Origin of the sequence: Capnocytophaga cynodegmi DSM 19736 (assembly GCF_000379185.1) — a bacterium.
In the GTDB taxonomy this organism is placed as follows: domain Bacteria; phylum Bacteroidota; class Bacteroidia; order Flavobacteriales; family Flavobacteriaceae; genus Capnocytophaga; species Capnocytophaga cynodegmi.
Genome location: NZ_KB900703.1, coordinates 89,808 through 113,603, shown reverse-complemented (window position 1 = coordinate 113,603; position 23,796 = coordinate 89,808). Strand labels below are relative to the sequence as shown.

Annotated in this window: 23 protein-coding genes; 14 read left to right on the top strand and 9 right to left on the bottom strand. The window is 33.3% G+C overall.

Annotation, left to right across the window (positions count from 1 at the left end):
- Positions 1-5: 5 nt before the first annotated feature.
- From YW9_RS0100480 to YW9_RS0100435, 9 genes are all read left to right on the top strand, one after another.
- Positions 6-539: an NADPH-dependent FMN reductase gene (locus YW9_RS0100480; protein WP_018278209.1), complete on the top strand. Its 534-nt coding sequence runs from the start codon at positions 6-8 to the stop codon at positions 537-539.
- Entirely contained in the window at positions 539-856 is a 318-nt protein-coding gene (locus YW9_RS0100475; protein WP_002664345.1) for a GNAT family N-acetyltransferase, read from the top strand. The genes YW9_RS0100480 and YW9_RS0100475 overlap by 1 nt, the downstream gene beginning before the upstream one ends.
- A 72-nt stretch (positions 857-928) precedes the next feature.
- Positions 929-1,324, top strand: coding sequence for an OsmC family protein (locus tag YW9_RS0100470; RefSeq protein ID WP_018278208.1), 396 nt, complete (start codon positions 929-931; stop codon positions 1,322-1,324).
- 382 nt (positions 1,325-1,706) lie between these two features.
- Entirely contained in the window at positions 1,707-2,423 is a 717-nt protein-coding gene (locus YW9_RS0100465; protein ID WP_026193694.1) for a pirin family protein, read from the top strand.
- A gap of 15 nt (positions 2,424-2,438) precedes the next feature.
- On the top strand, positions 2,439-2,849 hold the full coding sequence (locus tag YW9_RS0100460) for a DoxX family protein (protein WP_018278206.1): 411 nt from the start codon (positions 2,439-2,441) through the stop codon (positions 2,847-2,849).
- A gap of 229 nt (positions 2,850-3,078) precedes the next feature.
- Positions 3,079-3,831, top strand: a complete 753-nt coding sequence (locus YW9_RS0100455) for an acyl-[acyl-carrier-protein] thioesterase (RefSeq protein ID WP_018278205.1) — start codon at positions 3,079-3,081, stop codon at positions 3,829-3,831.
- A 188-nt stretch (positions 3,832-4,019) separates the two neighbouring features.
- Complete coding sequence (locus YW9_RS0100450; protein WP_018278204.1) at positions 4,020-4,391, top strand: BlaI/MecI/CopY family transcriptional regulator; 372 nt, start codon at positions 4,020-4,022, stop codon at positions 4,389-4,391.
- Positions 4,391-5,677, top strand: a complete 1,287-nt coding sequence (locus YW9_RS0100445) for a M56 family metallopeptidase (protein ID WP_018278203.1) — start codon at positions 4,391-4,393, stop codon at positions 5,675-5,677. The genes YW9_RS0100450 and YW9_RS0100445 overlap by 1 nt, the downstream gene beginning before the upstream one ends.
- Before the next feature lie 101 nt (positions 5,678-5,778).
- A complete protein-coding gene (locus YW9_RS0100435; protein WP_018278202.1) occupies positions 5,779-9,849 on the top strand; it encodes a glycoside hydrolase family 2 TIM barrel-domain containing protein in 4,071 nt (1,356 codons plus the stop codon).
- Positions 9,850-9,987: 138 nt separating this feature from the next.
- Here the strand turns inward: YW9_RS0100435 and YW9_RS0100430 are convergent, their stop codons facing one another.
- The 5 genes from YW9_RS0100430 to YW9_RS0100410 form a co-directional block, all read right to left on the bottom strand.
- A complete protein-coding gene (locus YW9_RS0100430) occupies positions 9,988-11,478 on the bottom strand; it encodes a GH3 auxin-responsive promoter family protein (protein ID WP_018278201.1) in 1,491 nt (496 codons plus the stop codon).
- Between the two features lie 41 nt (positions 11,479-11,519).
- A complete protein-coding gene (locus YW9_RS0100425) occupies positions 11,520-12,395 on the bottom strand; it encodes a M23 family metallopeptidase (protein WP_018278200.1) in 876 nt (291 codons plus the stop codon).
- Between the two features lie 94 nt (positions 12,396-12,489).
- Positions 12,490-12,729 (bottom strand): NifU family protein, encoded by a 240-nt coding sequence (locus tag YW9_RS0100420; protein WP_018278199.1) that lies wholly within the window; start codon positions 12,727-12,729, stop codon positions 12,490-12,492.
- A gap of 19 nt (positions 12,730-12,748) precedes the next feature.
- Positions 12,749-13,876 (bottom strand): Mrp/NBP35 family ATP-binding protein, encoded by a 1,128-nt coding sequence (locus YW9_RS0100415; protein ID WP_018278198.1) that lies wholly within the window; start codon positions 13,874-13,876, stop codon positions 12,749-12,751.
- Between the two features lie 189 nt (positions 13,877-14,065).
- The gene (locus YW9_RS0100410) at positions 14,066-15,256 is read right to left on the bottom strand and encodes an MFS transporter (protein ID WP_018278197.1); all 1,191 of its coding nucleotides are present in this window, start codon (positions 15,254-15,256) and stop codon (positions 14,066-14,068) included.
- Positions 15,257-15,522: 266 nt separating this feature from the next.
- Here YW9_RS0100410 and YW9_RS0100405 point away from each other — a divergent pair, with 266 nt between their 5' ends.
- Together YW9_RS0100405 and eptA are read left to right on the top strand one after the other, a co-directional pair.
- Positions 15,523-16,359 (top strand): phosphatase PAP2 family protein, encoded by an 837-nt coding sequence (locus YW9_RS0100405; protein ID WP_018278196.1) that lies wholly within the window; start codon positions 15,523-15,525, stop codon positions 16,357-16,359.
- Positions 16,346-17,866 carry a phosphoethanolamine--lipid A transferase EptA gene (eptA, locus tag YW9_RS0100400; RefSeq protein WP_026193691.1) on the top strand — a complete coding sequence of 507 codons (1,521 nt, stop codon included), beginning with the start codon at positions 16,346-16,348 and terminating at the stop codon, positions 17,864-17,866. Before YW9_RS0100405 ends, eptA begins: the two co-directional genes overlap by 14 nt.
- Positions 17,867-17,961: 95 nt before the next feature.
- On the opposite strand, the gene YW9_RS0100395 is transcribed toward eptA, so the two are convergent.
- On the bottom strand, positions 17,962-18,480 hold the full coding sequence (locus YW9_RS0100395; protein ID WP_018278194.1) for a mechanosensitive ion channel domain-containing protein: 519 nt from the start codon (positions 18,478-18,480) through the stop codon (positions 17,962-17,964).
- Positions 18,481-18,625: 145 nt separating this feature from the next.
- Here YW9_RS0100395 and YW9_RS0100390 point away from each other — a divergent pair, with 145 nt between their 5' ends.
- The 3 genes from YW9_RS0100390 (at position 18,626) to YW9_RS0100380 (ending at position 20,875) form a co-directional block, all read left to right on the top strand.
- On the top strand, positions 18,626-18,946 hold the full coding sequence (locus tag YW9_RS0100390; protein ID WP_018278193.1) for a hypothetical protein: 321 nt from the start codon (positions 18,626-18,628) through the stop codon (positions 18,944-18,946).
- Between the two features lie 361 nt (positions 18,947-19,307).
- Positions 19,308-20,138 carry a class I SAM-dependent methyltransferase gene (locus YW9_RS0100385; protein ID WP_018278192.1) on the top strand — a complete coding sequence of 277 codons (831 nt, stop codon included), beginning with the start codon at positions 19,308-19,310 and terminating at the stop codon, positions 20,136-20,138.
- 227 nt (positions 20,139-20,365) lie between these two features.
- The gene (locus tag YW9_RS0100380; RefSeq protein ID WP_018278191.1) at positions 20,366-20,875 is read left to right on the top strand and encodes an OmpH family outer membrane protein; all 510 of its coding nucleotides are present in this window, start codon (positions 20,366-20,368) and stop codon (positions 20,873-20,875) included.
- A gap of 66 nt (positions 20,876-20,941) precedes the next feature.
- On the opposite strand, the gene YW9_RS0100375 is transcribed toward YW9_RS0100380, so the two are convergent.
- The 3 genes from YW9_RS0100375 to YW9_RS0100365 all read right to left on the bottom strand — a co-directional run bounded on the left by YW9_RS0100375 (position 20,942) and on the right by YW9_RS0100365 (position 23,789).
- Positions 20,942-21,631, bottom strand: coding sequence for a LysE family translocator (locus YW9_RS0100375; RefSeq protein WP_018278190.1), 690 nt, complete (start codon positions 21,629-21,631; stop codon positions 20,942-20,944).
- 150 nt (positions 21,632-21,781) lie between these two features.
- Positions 21,782-23,290 carry a PH domain-containing protein gene (locus YW9_RS0100370; protein WP_018278189.1) on the bottom strand — a complete coding sequence of 503 codons (1,509 nt, stop codon included), beginning with the start codon at positions 23,288-23,290 and terminating at the stop codon, positions 21,782-21,784.
- Positions 23,277-23,789 carry a PH domain-containing protein gene (locus YW9_RS0100365; RefSeq protein WP_018278188.1) on the bottom strand — a complete coding sequence of 171 codons (513 nt, stop codon included), beginning with the start codon at positions 23,787-23,789 and terminating at the stop codon, positions 23,277-23,279. The genes YW9_RS0100370 and YW9_RS0100365 overlap by 14 nt, the downstream gene beginning before the upstream one ends.
- Positions 23,790-23,796: the final 7 nt, after the last annotated feature.

The window sequence follows — 23,796 nt, the reverse complement described above, 5'->3', positions numbered from 1 at the left end:
AAACAATGAAAATAGTAGCTTTTGCAGGAAGTACATCTTCTACTTCCATCAACAAAAAATTAGTAGAACACACCCTAACGCATTTCGGGGAAAGCGACATCAACTTGTTGGATTTAAACGACTATTCTATGCCGATTTACTCTTCCGATGAGGAGAAAAAAGGGACTCCGGAACAGGCACATAAATTTTTGCAGTGTATAGAAGAAGCTGATGCCATCGTTTGTTCGTTTGCAGAACACAACGGAAATTTTGCAGCAGCTTTCAAAAATGTTTTCGACTGGGCTTCGCGTATCAATAAGAGCGTTTTCCAAGATAAACCGATGCTAATTATGGCAACTTCACCGGGCGGATACGGCGGTAAAAATGTTTTAGATGTGGCTCAAAAAACGCTTCCTCACTACGGCGGAAATATCAAAGGGGTATTCTCTTTGCCGAAGTTCGGACAGAATTTCGATGCCAATGAAGGAATTACCAATCCTGAATTGAAACAAGAGCATATCAACACGATAGAAAACTTTAAACAACAAATCGCACAATAGTGAAACCCGAATTAGAACATTTACCATTGGTAAAAAACGATGAAAAAAATCGTTTTGAACTCGAAAACAACGGTCATCTTGCCTTTATCGATTTCGAGGAAAGAGATAGTTTTATTGCCCTGACACACACCGAAGCGGCAGCGGAATTGGCAGGAACGGGAACGGCCGCAGCATTGGTAGAAAAAACGCTACACTACATCGAAGAAAGCGGAAAACAACTGATGCCGTATTGCCCGTATGTGTTTGCATTCATCCAAAAACATCCCGAATGGAAACGCATCGTAAGTCCGAAATTCCCCGCTTACGATAAGTTGTAGGCAAGGAAAATAATAAGAATAGTTAAAATAACTAGCTTATTGCTTACGACATATAGCTTAAAGCTTAGAAAAATGAAAGCAAGTGTAAAAGCAACATTAGGAAAAACCAATTTCTATACGGAAATTGTAGCAGGTGAAAATAAGATAATTACCGACGAACCTGTAAGTTTGGGCGGACAAAATAAGGGTTTTAACCCGCTGGAAGTATTGGCGAGTTCATTGGCAAGTTGCACCGCTGCCACTTTGAAAATATTTATGGATCGGAAGGAATGGGAAGTGGAAAGCATTGAAATAGATGTAGATATAGAAAACAACGCCACCGAATGCCAAGCGGTGTTTTCCCGAAAAATACATTTCAAAGGCAATCTGGACGAAAAACAAATCGAAAGACTGCACAAAGTAGCAGAATCTTGCCCAATACACAAGCTACTTACCAATCAGATAGAAATACAAACCGAAATCGTATAAGTTTGGGTTTTCGTAAAGTTTATAAATTTAAAAGTCGGTCAAAAACCGACTTTTTTGTTTTTAAAACACCCCCTTGCATATAATCAATAAAACTTCTACATTTGCCTTGTTTATACAGATTTTATTCTTTTAGAGTGAATAAGTAATTATTTATATTTCAATATATTAAAATACTGAAGGAATAAGTTATTTCAGAAGATATTCTTTCTTGATTTATATCAATGTTTGGAGGTGGATGTCCGTAGTATCTTTGCATCATCAATAACGAAGTATTAAAAAAATTAAATCGATGCGAAAAATTTTATTCTTTTTAGGTGTAGCTCTTTTGAGCAGTTACAGTTTCGGACAAAAAACAAAATCAAACAATAAAAACAACAAACAAATGAAAGCAGTTTATCATAAAGCAGACAGCAGAGGACACGCAAACCACGGATGGTTAAACAGTTACCACACTTTTAGCTTTGCAGAATATTACAACCCACAGAGAATGAACTTCGGTGTTCTTCGTGTATTAAATGACGATACCGTAAAAGGTGGAATGGGCTTCGGAACACACCCACACCGCGATATGGAAATCATCAGTATTCCTTTGGAGGGCGACCTAAAACACGGCGATAGTATGGGTAATGAAGGGATTATTCGTAAAGGAGAAATCCAAGTGATGAGTGCCGGAACGGGAATTATGCACAGCGAAATGAACGGCAACCAAGGTGAGACTGTGAAATTCTTGCAAATTTGGGTTTTGCCTCGTCAAAGAGGAGTTAAACCTCGTTACGATCAAATCAATATCGAAAAAGATAAGAAAATCAACGATTTCCAACAAATTTTATCGCCTAACCCTGATGACGCAGGCGTATGGATTCACCAAGATGCGTGGTTCAATATGGCGAACTTTACCTCCGGAAACTCAAAAACGTACAAGCTAAATAAAGAAGGTAATGGAGTGTATGTATTCGTTATCAAAGGGAAAGCAAAAATAGGCGACCAAGTATTAGACCAAAGAGATGGTTACGGAATTTACGATACTTCAGAATTTAATTTACAAGCTCTTGAAGATTCACAAGTTCTGTTGATGGAAGTGCCAATGCAATTGCCATAAAAAAATTAAAATAAAATGAACATATTTCAAAACAAAGATTTAGGACTTTTAATTCTTCGTCTGTCCGTAGGACTGCTAATGATTCCACACGGAATCCATAAATTACTGAACTCAGGAGCATTAGGGTACATTCAGTCGCTTTTGGAAGCCAAAGGATTACCAACGTTTATCAGCTATGGTGTTTTTGTGGGAGAAATCATTGCACCGCTACTCATCGTAATTGGTTTCCGTACGCGTATCTCGGCATTGGTATTGGCAGCCACAGGTTTAATGATTCTGTTCTTAGGATACGACAACCTTTTTGCCCTCACGCAGCACGGCGGTTGGGTGGCAGAACTTGCAGGATTGTTCCTCTTCGGAGCCTTGTCATTAGCTTTTACGGGCGGTGGAAAATACGCTCTATCCACGAATAATCAGTGGGATTAAAAAATAAATAAAATCAGAATTATAAACGCTCCGATTGTGGAGCGTTTATTTATTAGAAAAATCATCAATCTGTTTATTCAGAAGAAAAATCTTTCACTTTTATTACCTTAACGTTATGATTAATACAAAATAAGAAATTAGGAATTACGCAATTTTGTAAAAATAGATATACAGAATCGCTTTTTTATCTTAAATTTGCGTCCAAAATTTGAAAAATAGTTCTACACAAATGCAAATTTTTACGGAAAATTATAAAGTACGAAGCACACAAATCAATTTAAACAATCAATTAGGATTGTATGGTGTTTTAGGAATGTTACAAGATATTGCTGCTGAGCACGCTTCTCATTTAGGTTTCGGATATAAAGATTTAGTGAAAAAAGGCTTCTTTTGGGCTTTAATTCAACAGAAATTAAAAATGTTTTATTATCCTAAATGGAATGAACAAGTTACCATCAAAACGTGGTCATTACCTGTGCAAGGTGTGTATGCTTTTCGTGAATTCGAACTTTTTTCTAATGACAGAAAAATAGGAGAATGTGCAAGTACTTGGATAACACTTGATATACAATCGCGAAAGCCAATTGATATTTCCGAAACTCAGCATATTTTTATGCCTCGAACCGATGGAGGACTCGGTTTTAGAACAGAACGTGTAACGTTGCCTGAATCAATGACATTATCAAATAAATTCAAAGTAAAAGTTAGCGATTTAGATGTGAACTCACACGTAAATAACGTTAAGTACACCCAATGGGCTTTGGATATGATTTCGTTGGAGAATAATAAAAACTACATCATTAAAGAATATGATATTAATTTTTTATCTGAAACTTTTTTTAATGATGAAATAGAAGGCTATGTAAGTGAACATAAATTAGTCGACCCAAATTCAGAAGATGTAGAATCTTATTTTTACGCACAAAAAGTAGGAGGAAGCAAACCCGCCTTTATTTCAAGAAGTATTGCAGGAAAAATTTAAGCAATACATTTTTATAACAAATAAAATTAATTACTTTATAAACCATAAGTAATTGTAAATTAATTTTTAATAACCATAAAATTTGATTCTATTTTTTTAGAACCAAATTTTTTTATACAATAAAACTAAAAAAATAGTTGTAACTAAAAAAATAGTTTGTATATTTGTCGTATAAAAATAATAAGTTAATGTCTCAATCTATAAAAACGCTTACTAAAGCCGAAGAAGAAATTATGCAAGTATTGTGGCAGCTAGGTAAAGGCACTGTCAATGATATCATTGCACAACTAAATGACCCCAAACCTGCCTACAACACGGTATCAACAGTGGTTCGGATATTGGAAAATAAAGGATTTGTCAGTCACGAGCCACAAGGTAGAGGATTTATCTATTTTCCAATAGTATCGAAGGAAATTTACAGTCACAAATCACTCAAAGACTTGGCTGAAAATTATTTTAAAGGTTCTTTTAAATCGATGCTTTCCTTCTTTGTTGAAAAAAAGGACATCGACTTAAAAGATGTAGAAGACCTATTGCAAAAACTTAAAAAGGAAAAGTGATGGAAAACTTTTTAATATATTCAGTTAAAACGATGTTCGTACAGCTTTTGTTTTTATTGCTTTACGAAGCGTTTTTCAAAAACGAGCCTTATTTTAGGATAAATCGCTTTTTTCTGCTATCGGGAATTGCACTTTCATTAATATTGCCTTTTTTCCCGATTTCTTTGGCAAACGATAATATTACAGCCGCTATCCGTTTGGAAGAATTTGTCGCCTATGCCAATACAACTTCAGAAAATATAGCAAAAGCTTCCAAAACAAACATTATCAATTGGTATGAAATGATTTACGGTATCGGGGCAGTATGCTTCGGATTGCTTTTCATCATAAAAATAATACGGTTGAACCACCTATTGAACCGTTCACAACGGGTGGTTCTGAACGGAACTCGTATTTTCCTATTAGAGGATTTGACCCAAGCCTTCACATTTATGAATAACATTTATGTAGGCAAAGAACAAGCGGAAGAAACTTGTGTTATTGAACACGAAAAAGTGCATCAAAAGCAGTGGCACTCGCTTGATTTGTTGTTTTTGGAACTGATGAAGATTGTTTTTTGGTTTAATCCGCTGTTGTATTTCTATCAGAAACGATTGGTAGAAGCACACGAATTTGAAGCCGATAAACAAACCTACCCTAAGTTTCAAAACTATTATTATCAAACACTTATTAACCAAGCTTTGGGAACCAAGATTGATTTACTTACCAGTTATTGGTCTGCTCCCAAACTTATCAAACGAAGACTAAGTATGTTACAACAAAAACAAAAATCGACAAAAGGAATGTCAAAATACTTATTGGCAATCCCTGCATTGGCAGTTTCAGTGCTGATGCTTTCGGCAGGTAATGCTCCGCAAAACAATCTATCGGAAAACCTTCCAAAAATTTCAGTGGCTGAACCTCAACTTACAAACAATCAAGTTGTGAATGACACACTTCCCTTTACGAAAGTAGATAAAACACCTCGCTTTAAGGAGTGTGAGAATGTTTCTGAAAGTGAAAATTTAGATTGCTTCAGAAAAAAAATGGACGCACACATAGCACGTAATTTCAAATATCCAGAGGCTGCTTTAAAAAATAATCTACAAGGTAAGGTAACCGTGGTTTTTGTCATAGGCGCTGAAGGAAAGGTTGTTGTAAAATCGTTAAAAGGAGGCGATAAGCTACTTCAAGAAGAAGCAAAACGTCTCATAGAAATGCTACCTGAACTTATTCCAGCAAAACACAAAGGTAAAAATATTGCAGTAAATTTCGTTTATCCAATAAGTTTTAAATTAAGTAAATAGGATTTTGACAAAGCCCATTTTTTTTGGGCTTTGTCTTTTTTTCATTGGAAACCGTCAATTTTTTCATTACCTTTGTGCAAATTGTTTTTTCAACTAAAATTATGATACAACACATTAACAAAGTAAGTTTGATTGTAGGATTGGTGTTTTCCAATTTTATTTTCGCTCAACAGCAGCCTCTCCTTGGCTATGCTTATGGTGACCAACAAGCTCCCACAGGCAAGGAATGGGAGTCAGTGGAGGAACTTTCACTTAACAAAGAACAGCCCAAAGCCTATTTTTTCTCGTTTGCTGATAAACAGTCGGCACGAAAAGTATTGCCCGAAAATTCCAAATATTGGAAATCGCTCAACGGAAATTGGAAATTTCATTGGGTAAAAACACCCGATAAGCGTCCGAAAGATTTCTTCAAACCGAGTTATGACGTAACTGCGTGGGAGGAAATTCCTGTGCCTTCAAATTGGAATATCTACGGCATTCAAAAAGATGGAACCCTAAAATATGGCATACCAATTTACGTCAATCAGCCTGTGATTTTCTACCACGAACGTAAAGTGGACGATTGGCGAAAAGGCGTAATGCGAACTCCACCAACAAATTGGACAACTTATGAATACCGCAACGAAGTAGGCTCGTACCGACGCGAATTTACCATTCCGCAGGATTGGAAAAATCGTGAAGTTTTTATCAATTTCGATGGTGTGGATTCCTTTTTCTATCTGTGGATAAACGGAAAATACGTTGGTTTTTCCAAAAATTCACGCAATTTGGCTTCGTTCAACATTACTAAATATCTGCAAAAAGGCAAAAACACAGTTGCGGTGGAAGTGTACCGAAATTCCGATGGTTCGTTCCTTGAAGCTCAAGATATGTTCCGTTTGGCGGGAATTTTCCGTACGGTGGCTTTAACTTCCGTTCCAAAAGTACAAATCCTTGATTTGCAAGTGATTCCTGATTTAGATAAAAACTACCTGAACGGAGAATTGAACATTTCGGCAGAAATCCGCAATTTGGACAAAAAACAAGCCAAAGGCTACAAAATAGAATATTCATTATACGAAAACAAACTCTATTCTGATGAAAATAAAGAAGTTGGAAAACCTATTTTTTCTGCTTCATTTGATATTTCTTCTCAAAAATCATCGGTCATTAAAACGAAATTTCCGTTAGAAAATCCGAAAAAATGGTCGAGTGAATTTCCGCATCGTTACGTTTTGGTGGCTCAGCTCAAAGATGCCAAAGGAAAAGTCGTAGAAACCATTTCGACTTATACAGGTTTCCGAAAAGTAGAAATTAAAGACACCAAAGCCGAAGATGACGAGTTTGGCAAAGCAGGACGATATTTCTACGTAAACGGAAAAACGGTGAAATTCAAAGGAGTAAACCGTCACGAAACCAATCCGTCTGTGGGTCACGCCATTACACGCCAACAAATGGAAGACGAAGTAAAATTGATGATGAAAGCGAACATCAATCACGTACGAAATTCGCATTACCCTGACGACTCATATTGGTACTACTTGTGCGACAAATATGGTATTTATTTGGAAGATGAAGCGAACATCGAATCGCATCAGTATTACTACGGAAAAGAATCGCTCTCGCACCCCAAGGAATGGGAAAAAGCACACGTTGCTCGGGTGTTGGAAATGGCTCACGCTACGGTAAATAGCCCTTCGATTGTTATTTGGTCGCTTGGAAATGAAGCAGGACCAGGCGAAAACTTCGTTACGGCTTACAACGCTCTGAAAAAATTTGATGCTTCGCGACCTGTTCAGTATGAGCGAAATAACGATATTGTTGATATGGGTTCAGACCAATATCCTGCCGTTAGTAAAGTTAAGTTAAGAGCAGAAGGAAAAACTAATGAAAAATTTCCGTTCCACATTTCGGAATACGCTCACTCAATGGGTAACGCCGTTGGAAATTTAGTGGATTATTGGGAAGCTATCGAATCGAGCAATTTCATTTGCGGTGGTGCAATTTGGGATTGGATTGACCAAGCGATGTACAACTACACCAAAGACGGCAAACGCTACTTTGCTTATGGAGGTGATTTTGGCGACTATCCGAATGATGGTCAGTTTGTTATGAATGGAATTATTTTTGCGGATATGACGCCCAAACCGCAATATTACGAAGTGAAAAAAGTGTATCAATATGTTGGAGTTACAATTAAAGATTTACAAGAAGTTATTTCTCAGCCTTTAGAATCGTTAGACGGAGGCAAAGTTAAAAACGGAAAAATAATTGAAATCTTTAACAAAAACTATTTCAAGGATTTATCGGATTATGATGTAGAGTGGTTTTTGTTTGAAGACGGAAAATCAATTGAAAAAGGAAATTTAGCCATTGGCAACATTCCGGCACGAAGCAGAAAATCTGTAAAAGTACCTTATAATCAATCGCTTTTAAAACCCACTTCGGAATATTTCTTAAAAATTCAATTCAAATTGAAAGAAGATAAACCTTGGGCAGAAAAAGGATACGTTCAGGCAGAAGAACAATTTTTGTTGAAATCACCAACACAAAGACCTTCTATTTTACAAATTGCCAAAGGCGGGAAAATTGAACTTTCTGATGAAGGAAATCTGAAAGTATTGAAAAACAGCAATTTTATGGCAAAATTCGACACCAAAACAGGAAGTATTTTTAGTCTGCAATACGGAAATGAAAGTATTATCACTGACGGCAACGGACCACAAATCAATGCACAACGGGCTTTCGTGAATAACGATAATTGGTTTTATGAAAAGTGGTTTGAAAAAGGTTTACATAATTTGAAACACAATGCCACTTCCAACAAAGTAGTTGAAAACAAAAATGGCTCAGTTTCCGTATATTTCACAGTGGTTTCACAAGCTCCGAATGCAGCGAAAATTCACGGAGGAACCAGCTCGGGTAAAAATAAAATAGAAGAATTAACCGATAGAAAATTTGGAGAAAAAGACTTCAAATTTATTACAAATCAGATATATACGATTTATCCTGACGGAAGTATAGAGTTGCAATCGGCTATTACGTCTAACGATTTGTGGCTGACGTTACCACGCTTAGGGTACGTGATGACTATTCCGCAGAAGTACGAAAACTTAACTTATTACGGACGTGGAAAGCACGATAACTATAACGACCGAAAAACGGGAGCTTTTATTGAGCAATTTTCAGGCAAAGTGAAGGACGAGTTTGTACATTTCCCAAAACCACAAGATATGGGCAATCACGAAGAAGTACGTTGGATTTCGCTTACTGACAATCAAGGAAATGGAGCGATTTTCATTCCGAATGAGCCAATGTCGGCTTCTGCATTGCAATACACAGCAAAAGATATGATTTTAGCAGGACATCCACACGAATTGCCTGAGGCTAAGGACACATATCTTAATTTAGATATTGCTGTAACAGGCTTAGGCGGAAACAGCTGTGGACAAGGAGCGCCTCTTTCAAAAGATCGTGTTTTATCCGGAGGTTCGCATATCACAGGTTTTATGATTCGTCCTGTTCGTAGCGAAAATATCGAAGCAATGGTAGGCGTAAAGGCGTCAGGGGAAATTCCTATTTCCATTTCACGCGATTATTTTGGAAATGTGAGTATTAATTCAGCAGACGAGTTTGCTAAAATCGTTTATACCATTGATGGAAAAGGAAAACCTTCAAAATATAATCTACCCATTCCACTACGAAAAGGAGGAAAAGTAACCGCTTGGTTTGAAGGAAAGCCAGACTCAAAAGTAGAAATGAATTTCAACCGTATAGAAAATATTCCTATCCGAGTAATTTCTGCAAGTAGTGAGGAATCAGGCGAAGGTGATGCTCAGAACTTAGTTGATGGTAATCCGAATACAATATGGCACACGATGTACTCAGTTACAGTGGCAAAATATCCGCATTGGGTGGACTTTGATATGAGCGAAATACGTACCATTAAAGGATTTACGTATTTGCCTTACGATAGTTGGAGTAGCAAAGTGAAAGAATACAGCTTTTCGGTAAGCACAGATGGCAAAAATTGGACTGAAATTCAGAAGGGAACATTTGATTCCAGTGCGGAACTCAAACGAGTACTTTTGGAAAAACCTGTCAAAGCCCGTTATATCCGATTTACGGCACTAACACAGCTCTACAATCAAGATTTTGCTTCAGGAGCAGAATTTTCAGTCTTAGAAGAGTAAAAATTTTCGAAAATACTAAATAAAAAACCTCAGAAAATTTCTGAGGTTTTTTATTTATCTTTTTTGGTTTAAAATATTGTTAGGTATTTTTCCGTAAGATAGATTGAAAATTTCAATACATCACCAATATTTCACTTTCTATACCAATTTCAATTTTTCCACTATTTTTCGGTCGTTGGCAAGGCGTTGTACTTTGTTTTGTCCGCCGAGTTTACCCAACGATTTCATATAATCGGAAAAACCATCTTTTGCTACTTTAGTGATTTTCAGTGGTTGAAGCACCTTGCCTTGAATCAAATCAAAGTAATACGAATTTTGCTCTTGCATCAGAGCATCAATTTTCAATGCAAACGACTTTAAATCAGCAGGTTCATTCTCAAATTCGATAAACCATTCGTGGTAAGGCAATTCGTTTTGGTCGGGATTTACCTGTGGAGCAACGGTAAATTCAGTAATGCGAACATCTGTTCCTGCTGTAGCTTTACGAATCGCTTCCTCAACTTCCTTAGCGATAACGTGTTCGCCAAAAGCAGAAATAAAATGCTTAATTCTACCCGAAACTACCACCCGATACGGCTTGGTTGAAGTAAACTGCACCGTATCGCCAATATTATACGCCCACAATCCTGCATTGGTTGAAATAATCATCACATAATTTACCCCAACCTCTACATCTTTGATAGTCAATCTTTTTGCATTTTCAGAAAAGAAGTCGTCTGCTTTGATAAATTCATAAAAAATACCCGAATTCAGCAGTAATAGCATTCCTTTTTCCGTTTGGCTATCCTGATAGGCAAAAAAACCTTCCGAAGCTGGAAAAAGTTCAATACTATCTACTTTTCTTCCAATAAGATGTTCAAATTTTTGTCGATAAGGCTCGTAATTTACACCTCCGTAAATGAAAAGATGAAAATTCTTGAATAAATCACCTACATTTTTTCCCGATTTTCCCCGAAGTTTCTCAAAATACATCTGAACCCACGACGGAATGCCACTAATAACCGTCATATCCTCATTTTGAGTTTCTTGAACAATGGCATCTACTTTGGTTTCCCAATCGTCAATGCAGTTGGTTTGCCACGAAGGCATTCGGTTTTTTTGCAAATATTTAGGAACGTAATGTGCCGAAATTCCTGACAAACGCCCCAATTTGATACCATTTTTTTCCTCCAAAACAGGACTTCCTTGTAAGAAAATCATTTTTCCGTTGACAAAATCAGCTTTTTGGGTTTGGTGAACATAGCATAAAATAGCATCACGAGCAGCCTGAATATGATAAGGCATTGAGGCTTTAGTAATGGGAATATATTTCGCTCCGCTGGTCGTCCCTGAAGTTTTAGCAAAATAAATGGGTTTTCCTTGCCAAAGTACGTTTTCTTCTCCTGCCACAACTCGCTCAATGTAAGGCTTTAAGGCTTCATAATCGCGAATGGGTACATTTTTCACAAAATCGGAATGTGAAATAATCTCTTGAAAATGATGGTCTTTCCCAAATTGGGTATTTTTGGCACTTTGGATAAGTTCTTGAAAGACTTTTTCTTGGGTCTCGACAGGACGATTTGCCCATTGGTCGATTTTCTTCCTTACCGAAGCGGCAAATATTTTGGCTAAAAAGGATTTTAGTGACATTCTTCAAGCAGTTATCTTACAATTAATCTCCCTATTTTGAACTACTTAAACTCAATATAACTTTTCGGATTCATTGGGTATCCGTTACTCCAAAGTTCAAAATGTAAATGCGGTCCTGTGGTTAGTTCACCTGTATTACCAACAGTGGCAATTACCTCCCCTGCCCTAACTTGGTCACCTTGTTTTTTTACCATTGAAGCATTATGTTTGTAAACTGATACCAAATTTCCTTTATGTTCAATAATGATAACGTTTCCTGTAGCTATCGTCCATTCAGCAAAAATAACGGTTCCGTCAGCTACGGACTTCACTGCTGTTCCTTCAGGAGCCACAATATCAATACCATAGTGATGTGCTTGTGGGCGATACTCGTTAGAAATCACTCCTGAAACAGGCGGAAATAACAAAATTTCTTTATTCTGATAAAGAGCTTTCTCAAAAACATTATAACGATCTTCCTCAGCGACTTCTTGGCGTAATAATGAATCTTGCTTATTTGGGCTTAAATCAATTGATTTTGGGTCAAATTTATAAGCCTCGTAAAGTGAATCCTTCTTAATTTGTTCGTGGTGAATGTCGCCTGTAAGTACTTTTTTGATTGAAGCCAAATACATTTCATTCTTCTTCATTTCATTTTCAAGTGAATCTAATTTGAATACTAGATTAATGGTTTCTTGTTTATTTTTCACTTCTGAAAAGCCCAAAATGTATTGTTTCAGAGGAGTATAAATGATAAGTAAAGTAGTTAAAGTAATTACCAATAATGAAAAAAGTGAGCCAACGACAAAGATATTAAGCCTACTCAAACGCATAGAAGCCTTTTCTTCGAAAGTTTCCTCATCCATAAACACTAAGCGATACTTACTCAGTAATTTACGTTTGATATATTCCTTTTTGGTTTCCTTTGCCGAACTCATTTCAAAGATTTTTTAGACGCGTTTGAATATTAAAAAATCAAAAGTTAGAAAACTGATACAAACTCTCAGAAAACTAACTTTTGATTAATAAAAATTACACAATATTTATAACTTGCTCAATTTGAGGAGCATATTTTTTTATAGTCATCTCAACACCACTTTTTAGTGTAAGCTGATTTACACTACAACCAATGCAATTGCCTTCTAACTTAACTTTTACAATCTTATCGTCCTGAATTTCCACCAAAGTGATATCTCCACCATCGCTTTGTAAAAATGGTCGAATTTCATTTAAGGCTTTCAAAACATTTTCTCTTACATTTTCTGATGTCATTTTATTTATTTTTTGAATACTATTTTTTGCTACTACACCCTGCCATTGTTGTAATTTTTATTGCTTCGGAAGGTGGCAAACTTTTGTTGCGTTCCGCTACACTTTGCACTACATTTCGGGCAAGTTCTACAAAAGCTTTGGCTTGTGGGGTATTTTCTTGCAACGCTGCAGGTCTGCCCACATCACCCGATTCTCTAATACTTTGCACCAACGGAATTTCTCCCAAAAAAGGTACGTTTAAGTCTTCCGAGAGATGTTTTGCACCTTCTTTTCCAAAGATATAATATTTGTTATTTGGCAATTCTTCAGGAGTAAAGTAAGCCATATTTTCTACAATTCCCAAAACAGGAACATTAATGGTTTCCTGCTGAAACATTACTACTCCTTTTTGTGCATCGGCAAGAGCTATTTTTTGTGGCGTACTAACCACTACAGCTCCTGTAACAGGCATCGCTTGCATAATACTTAAGTGAATATCGCCCGTTCCTGGAGGTAAATCCAACAATAAAAAGTCCAATTCGCCCCAATCTGCATCAAAAATCATTTGGTTTAAAGCCTTTGCCGCCATCGGTCCTCGCCAAATAACAGCCTGATTTGGGTTTGTAAAAAATCCTATTGAAAGTACTTTCACTCCATAGTTTTCGATGGGTTTCATTTTTGATTTTCCATCTACATTTACCGAAATTGGTTTTTCATCAGCAACATCGAACATTATAGGCATTGAAGGTCCGTAAATATCAGCATCTAACAAACCCACTTGGAAGCCCATTTTTGCCAATGAAACTGCCAAATTAGCCGTAACGGTTGATTTTCCAACACCACCTTTTCCTGAAGCTACTGCAACAATATTTTTAATTCCTGGAATGGGTTTCCCTTTAATTTCAGGACGTTCTGGAGCAATTACCTTTACATTTACAAAAACTTTTGCTTTTTCGTGAACTTCACTATGAATTGCTTTCATAATTTCGACTTCAGTACGTTTTTTGGCTTGTAAACTCGGATTGTTAATTACCACATCTACAACTACTTCATCACCAAAAACAACGATATTTTGTACAGCTCCGCTATCAACCATATTTTTTCCTTCACCTGGAACCGTAATTTTGCGTAATGCTTCTAAAACACTTTTTTTATCTATCTTTTGCATATTATTTACATCATCATTTATTCTGAACAGATGATTTTTCAAATATTAAAATTAAACATCAGTTTGAAGATATATTATCTACCTCGCAAATATACAATCTTATTTTGAAAAGCTAAAAATAATAGATTTTTTTTGGAAATAAATTAAGCCAAGCACAAAATCAAATTACTTCTTATAAGTTGAAGGAATTCAATCAACCTTTACTTTCTTCTTTAGATTGGGCAGAAAATAGGCAATCAATCCCAGCAAAGGCAGGAAAGAACATAATTTGTATACAAACTCGATATCTGTCAAATCAATAATTTTTCCTAAAACAGCCGAAGCAAGTCCGCCCATTCCGAAAGCAAAACCATAAAAAAGTCCAGAGACCATACCTATCTTCTTGGGAAGCAATTCTTGCACATACACCAAAATCGCAGGAAAAGCCGATGAGATTACAAGTCCGATAATGACAATCAAAATAGCTGTCCATTGCTGATTCACATAAGGAAGTAACAACGCAAAAGGAGCAGCACCTAAAATAGAAAACCAAATCACAAACTTGCGACCAAATTTATCACCAAAGATACCCCCAAGCAACGTTCCTAACGCAGCAGCACCCAAAAAGTAAAATAAATAAACTTGTGCCTGAACTTCGGACAAACCAAATTTATGCATTGTATAAAACTGAAAATAGTTAGTAATTCCTGCAGTATAGAAATATTTAGAGAAAATTAAAACTAACAAAATTACCACCGAATTTGTAACCTGACGAGGTGTTAAATCAGGCATAACTATCTGTTTTTTAACTGATTTGTTATAATTCTTCAAGAAATTACTTCTCCATTTGCCTATATATGAGAGAATTACGATTGCCAAAACAGCAAAAACTACAAACCAAAGTACATATATTTTTCCGTTAGGAATGACAATCCAAGCGATGAGAAGTGGAGCAATTGCTGTTCCAGAATTTCCTCCCAACTGGAAAATAGACTGAGCCAAACTTCGCTTTCCACCCGAAGCCAAAAAAGCAACACGTGATGATTCAGGATGAAAAATAGAAGAGCCTGTACCAACCAGAAAAACAGCGGTAAGTACCCAAGCATAACTTGTTGAATATGACAATATTATAATTCCTAAAGTAGTAAACAACATTCCAAAAACCTGTGAGTAAGGCATTGGGCGTTTGTCAGTAAAATTTCCTACCAAAGGCTGAAAAATAGAAGCAGAAAGCTGATAACAAAGCGTAATAATTCCCACTTGTGCCATTGTTAGTCCAAACTCTTGCCGCAACTGCGGGTAACTTGCCGTGATTACTGCTTGAAGCAAGTCATTCAATAAATGAGCTATGGCTATGGCAAAAAGGATAGAATAACTTGTTTTGGATTGCGTTTGTTCCATTGTTTATTTTAAAAATGAAGACGCAAAAGTAAATCTAAAAACACTAAAAACAAAAATGCTTTCTTTTTCAGATTTGAAATAACCAAATCTAAAGTAATATTTTTGTAACTATCTTACTAAAAATCAGTTATTTTTTAAATCTTTTAGTACAAATAAAAATATAACAATATGATTATCAATAAAAAATAAATAATCAAATTATGTAATTTACAGATAACTGCACAATAATTGTATATTTGTGGCTTGAAATTTGTAAATAAAACGCAATGAACGACTACATTACTGATAATTATAAAAAAGTTTCATTCTATTTGTTACTTCTACCCATATTTATCATAGGTGCGATTATTGGATTACTCTACTCACAAAACGCGTTAAACGTTATGGGATATGTAAATATTCAGAAAAATGTTTTTTATTTCTTGAATGGAAAACTATCTCAATTTCCTATTTTGGAAGATAACTTAACGCAAATTGGTGATGCTTTTATTGGAATGTCGCTGTTGAGTATTTTAATTATTTATACTCCAAAAATGTGGGAAGCGTTGTTGTCGGCTTCATTGGTATCTCTCGTTTTTTCAAAAACATTTAAAGAAATTTTCGACATTCCCCGACCCGCAACAATTTTTGATAATGATAGTTTCAACATCATTGGTGAAACTTTGGTTGGTTATTCCAGCTTACCTTCAGGGCACTCAATAACTACTTTCACGCTGCTTACTGTATGTATGTTTGCTTTTGCTCCGAAAAAAAGAACGTACAGATATTTATGGTTTGTTTGTTTGGTTCTGTTAGGATTGCTTATTGCTTTTACTCGTGTAGGTGTTGGAGCTCATCATCCATTTGATGTAATTATTGGCAGCACATTTGGATTTATATCAGGACTCTTAGGAATTTTCATAACCAGAAAATATAAAATATGGACTTGGATAGCTAACAAAAAGTTTTATCCGATATTCATTCTGATATTCTTAGGTTGCTTGATAGTTATAATTACCAAAATAATTGATAAAAATTTGTTTGTTTTTTATCTGGCTTTGCTTAGTTTGATTGTTTCTTTATTTATAATAACAAAATCGTATGTTCAAAATTTTAAAAAATAGCTTAAGTCTCGCGCGTTTTGCCGCGTTAATGAGTTTACTAAACTTTGTTTTTTTTCATTATCCATTTTTCAATTTTGTATTTGAAAATATTGATTCCAAAAGTTTCAGCGGAATTATAACCATCATAAGTTTAGTAATTTTGATGCTGGTTGCAAACTTTTTTACTTTCTATTTAATATTCTTTTTATCCAGAAGAGTAGGTAAATTTCTGTTAGTTGTTTTCTTTATTCTTAATGCAATTGCGGTTTACTTTATCAATACGTACAGCATTATTGTAGATGAAAGTATGATTGGCAATGTACTCAACACCAATTACGAAGAATCAAGTAGTTTCTTTTCATTTAAGATGGTATTATACGTCATTTTTTTGGGAATTATTCCGAGTATTTATATCACAAAAGCAAAAATAATTAAACCAAGTGTAAAGAAATTTTTTACTACTTTGTCACTTAGTTTAGTATTTATGATTATATTGGCGTTTGCAAATGGAAGCAGTTGGTTATGGATTGATAAAAATTCAAAACAATTAGGAGGATTAGCAATGCCTTGGTCGTATACTGTGAATACTTCTCTTTTTTATATCCACAAGTATCAAGAAAACCGAAAGGAAATTCTATTACCTGATGCTACTATAAGAGATAATGAAAAATCAGTAGTAGTTTTGGTAATTGGTGAATCAGCACGAAGTCAAAACTTCTCGTTATATGGCTATTCAAAAAATACAAATCCATTACTTTCAAAAACCAAAAACGTATATCATTTTCTGGCTAATTCCTGTGCCACGTACACTACAGCAGGTGTAAAATGTATTTTAGAACATCAAAACACGAACGATTTATATGAAATTCTTCCAAATTATTTATACAGAAACGATATTGAAGTAATATGGAGAACTACCAATTCAGGAGAGCCACCAATCCATATTGAAAAATATCAAACGGGAAGTTTCTTAAAAGAAAATTGCAAAGGCGAAGGTTGTGATTATGATGAAATTTTAGTTAATGGACTAAAAGAACAAATCACATCAAGCAATAAAAATAAAATATTGATTATTTTACATACCAGCACAAGTCACGGACCTACATACAACAAAAAATATCCGCCTCAATTCGAAGTTTTTAAACCTGTATGTAATAGTGTAGAACTTGCAAAATGTTCTCAGGAAGAACTTATGAATGCCTACGATAACACAATTGTTTATACAGACTACATATTGCATAAAGTAATTGAAAACCTGAAAAAATTAAAAGATTACAAAAGCACGATGCTTTATGTTTCTGATCACGGGGAATCTTTAGGTGAAAAAAATCTGTATATGCACGGACTTCCGATGAGCTTAGCACCAAAAGAACAATATGAAATTCCATTTATTGTTTGGATTTCAGAAAATTCCAAACAATTAAAATCATTCGAAAGCCTGTCTCAAAATCACGTATTTCATAGTGTACTAAATTTTTTATCAATAGATAGCCCTATCTACAACGAAGAAATGAATATTTTTAAATAATCATCATACTAAATTAAAATAAAAAAATCCTTTGCTAAAAAGCAAAGGATTTTTTTATATCAACTTGAAAGAATTACTTCTCTCCTACTCTACAATTAATTACTATTAAGTATTACAATTCCTTTTTGTAATAGCAAGTTATTAGGCAATAAAATTTCTTCACCTTCACTATTTCTTACCAACGTATAAAAAGCTTTTATTCCTATTATTTCTCCCTCAACAGGAAATTCCTTATCTACAAATTTTATTTTATCTCCTATTCGAAAAGGAAATGAAAAGAACACAATAATTCCTGCGGTTATGTTACTCAAAATAGACCATTGTGCAAAAAACGCAACTCCAATTACAGTAAGCACCGAAGAGAGGAACAATAATAGTTGTTCACGCTTAATTCCCCAAATAGAAATTAGCATTACAGAAAATAATATAAAAATTAAATAATCGATATAACGCTTTACCAAAATTGTACGAGCTTCCGAGAAATTTGATTTCTTCGAAAATTTTTTAATGATAGTATCAGTGGCTAATCTAACAATAAAAAATACAACAATAGCAATTAATGTTGCAATAATTTGATTTCCGTACGTAGCGAAAAAATTAGTGTATAAAACCATACAATAAAGAATTATTTAAAAACTGAAGTGCAAAAATAGTAAATTTAAGCTTACCTTTATTCAGAAAATAATCTAATTTTTAAATTCTTTTTTTTAATCAATATCAGAAAAATTATTTTATTTACAAATTTAAAAAATCAACAAAATGATAATTGTTACAAATCATTATTCAGTTCCCAAAGGATATTCAGGAATAACGCTATTTCCTTTTATTTTTGCAACCGATAAAAAAACTCTCAAAAACCCCTATTTTCTGAATCACGAGCGAATCCATTTGCAGCAACAAAAAGAATTACTAATTCTACCATTTTATATTTGGTACGCAATTGATTTTATGGTAAAACTTTTCAAATACAAAAAATGGGAAATTGCATACAAAAACATCATTTTTAAAAGAGAAGCCTACAAAAACGAAACAAATCTGAATTACTTAAAAGAAAGAAAACTATTTAATTTTCTCAGATAAGCGTTCCACGTGGAACATCTATAAAAAACAGAAATACTAAAAAATACTTCAAAACTAAAATTACAAAATTTTTCTTTATAGATAAAAAAGTTCCACGTGGAACAATTACTAATAAGAATAAAAAAATAATCAGCGGTTTAATATAATAAAGATAATTATNATAAAGATAATTATAATTAATCTATTAAAAGAAACTATTTAACACTATAAATATTTAATAATGTTCCACGTGGAACATATATTTATAATGAAAAACTAAATTAATAAATTGATTTTCAAAATAATAACATAAAAAACAACAGAAAATAAATTGTTTTACAAATAAATAGTATATTTGCTTAATATATTTTTGTATTTCATAATGAAAATAAAAGATTATAGTATCTCACAAGAAGAATTTGAACTAATCTACAATTCAAACTTAGAACTTTTAAAAACACAACCCATACCAAAAAAATTAAGCAAATACTACGAAAGTGATGTATATATTTCACACACCGATAGTAAAAAAACGCTGTTCGATAAGGTTTATCAAGCGGTAAAAAACATCAATTTAAAAAGTAAAATACGCATCATTTCTAAGTACAAAAAAGAAAAAATTCAATTATTGGATATCGGTGCAGGAACTGGTGATTTCGTTTTGAGTTGCAAAAAACAAATGAATTGGGAAACCACAGGTATTGAACCTAATGAAAAAGCAAGACAATTAGCCGAAAAAAAACAAATCCGTTTGCTTGAGAATTACGATGATTTAAAAGAAAAATCCTTTGATGTGATTACCCTTTGGCACGTACTGGAACACATTCCCGACTTAGAAAACCAAATCCAAAAAATAAATTCACTCTTAAAAGAAGACGGAATCTTGATTGTAGCCGTACCCAATTACAAATCGTGGGATGCCCAGCATTACAAACAATTTTGGGCAGCGTATGATGTTCCCCGTCATTTATGGCATTTTTCAAAAACAAGCATTCAAAAAATTTTTATCCCAAAAGGATTTCAACTTTTAGAAATCAAACCGATGCTTTTCGACGCTTTTTACGTGTCAATACTTTCAGAACAATACAAAACTGGAAAAAAGAATTTCATTAAAGGATTTATCAACGGAACGCGTTCAAACCTCTATGGAATGCGAAAAAAAGAGTTTTCATCACATATTTACATCCTCCAAAAAGTAAAAAATGATTTTTAAGCCTATTTTTTTAATTATCTCGAGTAGAAATATAACTTTATACGGAAAATTTTTAAAAATAAAAATTTAAGCCATTTCTGAAGGTCGATTTTTATAAACTATTTTTATAATTGCAAACGAAAGAATAAAAAAATCTAATAATTCAAAATAAATAAAGATATTCCACTTTTTGATTTTGAAATAAAACTTTATTACTTTTGCCCTTGGTACTTAACAGATTTATAAAAATGAAAAAAATTATCGTTGGAGGTTTTGTCCTTTTCGGGTTGGTATCGTGCCAACAAAATAAAATTGCATTTGTTGATAACAGCAAACTACTTAATGAATATCAGGAAAAAAAAGATATTGAAAGTAAACTTAAAGAACAAATCAGCAAATACGAAAAAAAACGTGATAGTATTTCTCAAGCATTTCAGGCAGAAGCTAAAGCATTTGATGCAGAAGCAAGAAATTTATCACAAAACATAGCTCAAAAAAAATACAATGAATTAATGCAAAAAAGTCAAATTTTGCAACAACATCTACAACAAGAAGAGCAAAAAATTCAAATGGAAAGCCAAAGTCAAATGGATTCTTTACTCAATAAAGTAAAAAAATCAGTGAAAGAATATGGCAAACAAAAAGGATATACTTTCATTTTGGGAGCTAATGACGGAGGAAGCGTTCTGTATGGAGATGACAAAAAAGATATCACAAACGAAGTAGTTAAACACCTCAATGAAAACTACAAAAAATAACACAATTTAAAAAATCCCAAAGAATAAAATCTTTGGGATTTTCTTTTTAACCAAATTGGTTATATTCTAATTCAATTCAGGATTTTCAGTAAAAATTTCATTTAATTTTTCTTTTCCTTCAGGAAAAATGCCTTGTGCCAACAAAAATATGCCAAAAATTAGAAGGATAATGCTTATCGTTCGTTTTATTTTATAAATATGAAAAGCAGTAAGTTTATTTTTTAATTGCTTAGCTATCAATATTTTTATTACATCAACCAAAAAATAAATAATCACAATTGAAGAAAAGAAAACAATAATTCTGTTTGTATCCATATCCAACCTCGGAGCAAAAACAATGATGATTCCTAACCAAAAACCTAAAACTCCAATATTTATAAAGTTCAACAGAAATCCTTTAAAAAAAAGTGCTAAATAATTCGTTTTTTGGCATTGATTTTCATCTTCTTGAATATCAATCTTTTTATTAAAATCTTTTTTAAGTTTTATGAAAGAAATAATTCCGTATGAAATCATAATCAGCCCACCAACAATGAATAAAAGTGGGTCATCTTTCACTCGCTGAAGTATGCTACTGGTTGTAAAATAAACTATTAAAATAAAAACAACATCTGCCAAAACCACGCCTCCATCAAAAGCCACCGCAGCTCTAAATCCCTTAGTTATAGCCGTTTCCAGCAAAACAAAAAAAACAGGACCAATAGTAAAAGCTAACAAAACTCCTAAAGGCAAAGCAAGTAATATATCTGCAAACATTTTTATTCCTTTTGAAAAAATTGAAATTATACATCTGAAATCCAGAAATATAACTATTTTCAGTTAATGAGCTAACAAAAATAAAGAAAAAAGGAAAAAAATCAAAAAAATAAGGAAGAAGTTTTTGACCTCTTCCCTATTCTATTTTAATTATTTACAAAGAAACTCAATTTTATAGACAGATTCATTCACCAAATTTTTAAGTAATTTTTCATCGTAAAAGTTCAATCGTAAACTCTCGGAAAATGTAGATAACTTGATAGAAGCCAGACTTCTACGTTTTTGAAAATAAGATTGCTTTATTTTTACTTCCTGAATTTTATCTACTTGTAAATAGGTGGTTGTCAAATCCCAAATACCACTTTTTAGTACAATAAAATCATCTTTCAGGAAAAGTTTTTCATTTCTGTATGAAATATAAATTAGCAACAAAACAACAAAAAACAAAAATATCGGAATCCACACAAACTGCAATAAATCAATAAAATACATCGATATAATAATCATCAAAAGAGCAAAAAACAAATACATTGCCCTAATAATAACTTTCCGAAAACTCGGACGATAAAATTCTTTTACTTCTTGAAAATCCTTATCGTATATAAATCGAAATAATTTTCTCATTTCCAAAGCATTGATACCAGGAATTAATAAACCTTGTCGCTTTTTCTCTTCGTTTTTAGAAGAATCAATTTGTGAAATTCGTACCTCAAACAAATTCATCAACTTTTGAAAATAATTCTGCTGAAAATGAATCATCTGCACTTTTTTCGGTGGAACTGCCACAATGTGCGAATTTATAAATCCGTAGGAAGCTAATAATCTATTATTTTTAATTTGTATTTCATAACTATAATACGTTAATAATGTGCGAATTAAATTAAAACCAATAACAAAAAGTATTAAAATGAACAAGAAAAAAATCCAGAAAAATATGGTTGAAACTGTATTTGAAAATTCAGATATCTGATTGACAAAATAGGAACGTTTTTCGTAAAATATATCAGTAATAAAGTCAATTATCTGATATGAAAAAGCAAACATTAACGACAATGTGTATAAATAATTTTGAGTAATTCCAATCTTGAATAAAGTTAAAATACTTATTCTCAGTGAAGTAAAATTGTCATTTGCTTCCAAATTTTCATCAGTAATTCTATCTTTTCTAATTTCGGAAAGAATTTGCTTTTCTGTCAAAATATCCTTGATAACCAAAGCCTTATGATAATCTATACCATTAATTGATATTTCCACTTTATCACTTCCTGCCGTGTCGATACCCACTTTATAAAGTCTTACAATTTTATGTATAAACTTCTGATTTAAATGTACTTCGTGAATTTTATCAAATTTAACCACCGTTTCCGATTTGTTCAACCAACCTTCACGGATAATCAATTCATCTCCAATAATTTGATATGAAAAATATTTATATTTTATATATTGAAAAATGAAGATAAAAACACTGATTGCTAAAAATATACCTAAAAAAATTAAGAAAAATTGAAATTTATCATCAGAATTATTCACTTTTTTGAAAAGAAATAAGGCAAAAACACCCCAAAAGATTTTAAAATTACTCCAAAAAGATTTCGCTAAAACTAACCAAAATGCCTTTTTTGAAAGTTTATTCGGAATTGAAAAATCATAATTCATCATACTCATTTTCAGTAGTTTCAATACGATTTAACAAAAAACTCTTCCAGCGTTCGGCTTCCTGTAAAGACAATCCAGGGATAGAAATATCACCATTGGAAGAAGCCGTGTACAAACACAAAGTAGCCATTCCCAAACGTTTAGCATACCAACCCTGCTTGATAGTAATATGCTGTAAACGAATATAAGGAACTATCTGTGTTACCTGAAAAACAATACCAGATTTATAAACAGCATCGTGCTGACGAAAAGCATATTTTTTATATCTATAACTTATTGAAATATATAAAGTTATAAATACAAAAATTAGAAAAAGACCAACAATAGCACAATATTTTTCAACTGCATCAAAAACAAAAAAAATTACTAACAGAAGTACAAATCCAATTCCTAAAGCAATAAGAGCATTCATTTGAGCTATTTTTTTATAGTCAGAATGCAGATTGGTTAATGGTATTTTTTCATAATCAGGAATTTGGTTAATAGTCACTAAATCGTTCATAATATAA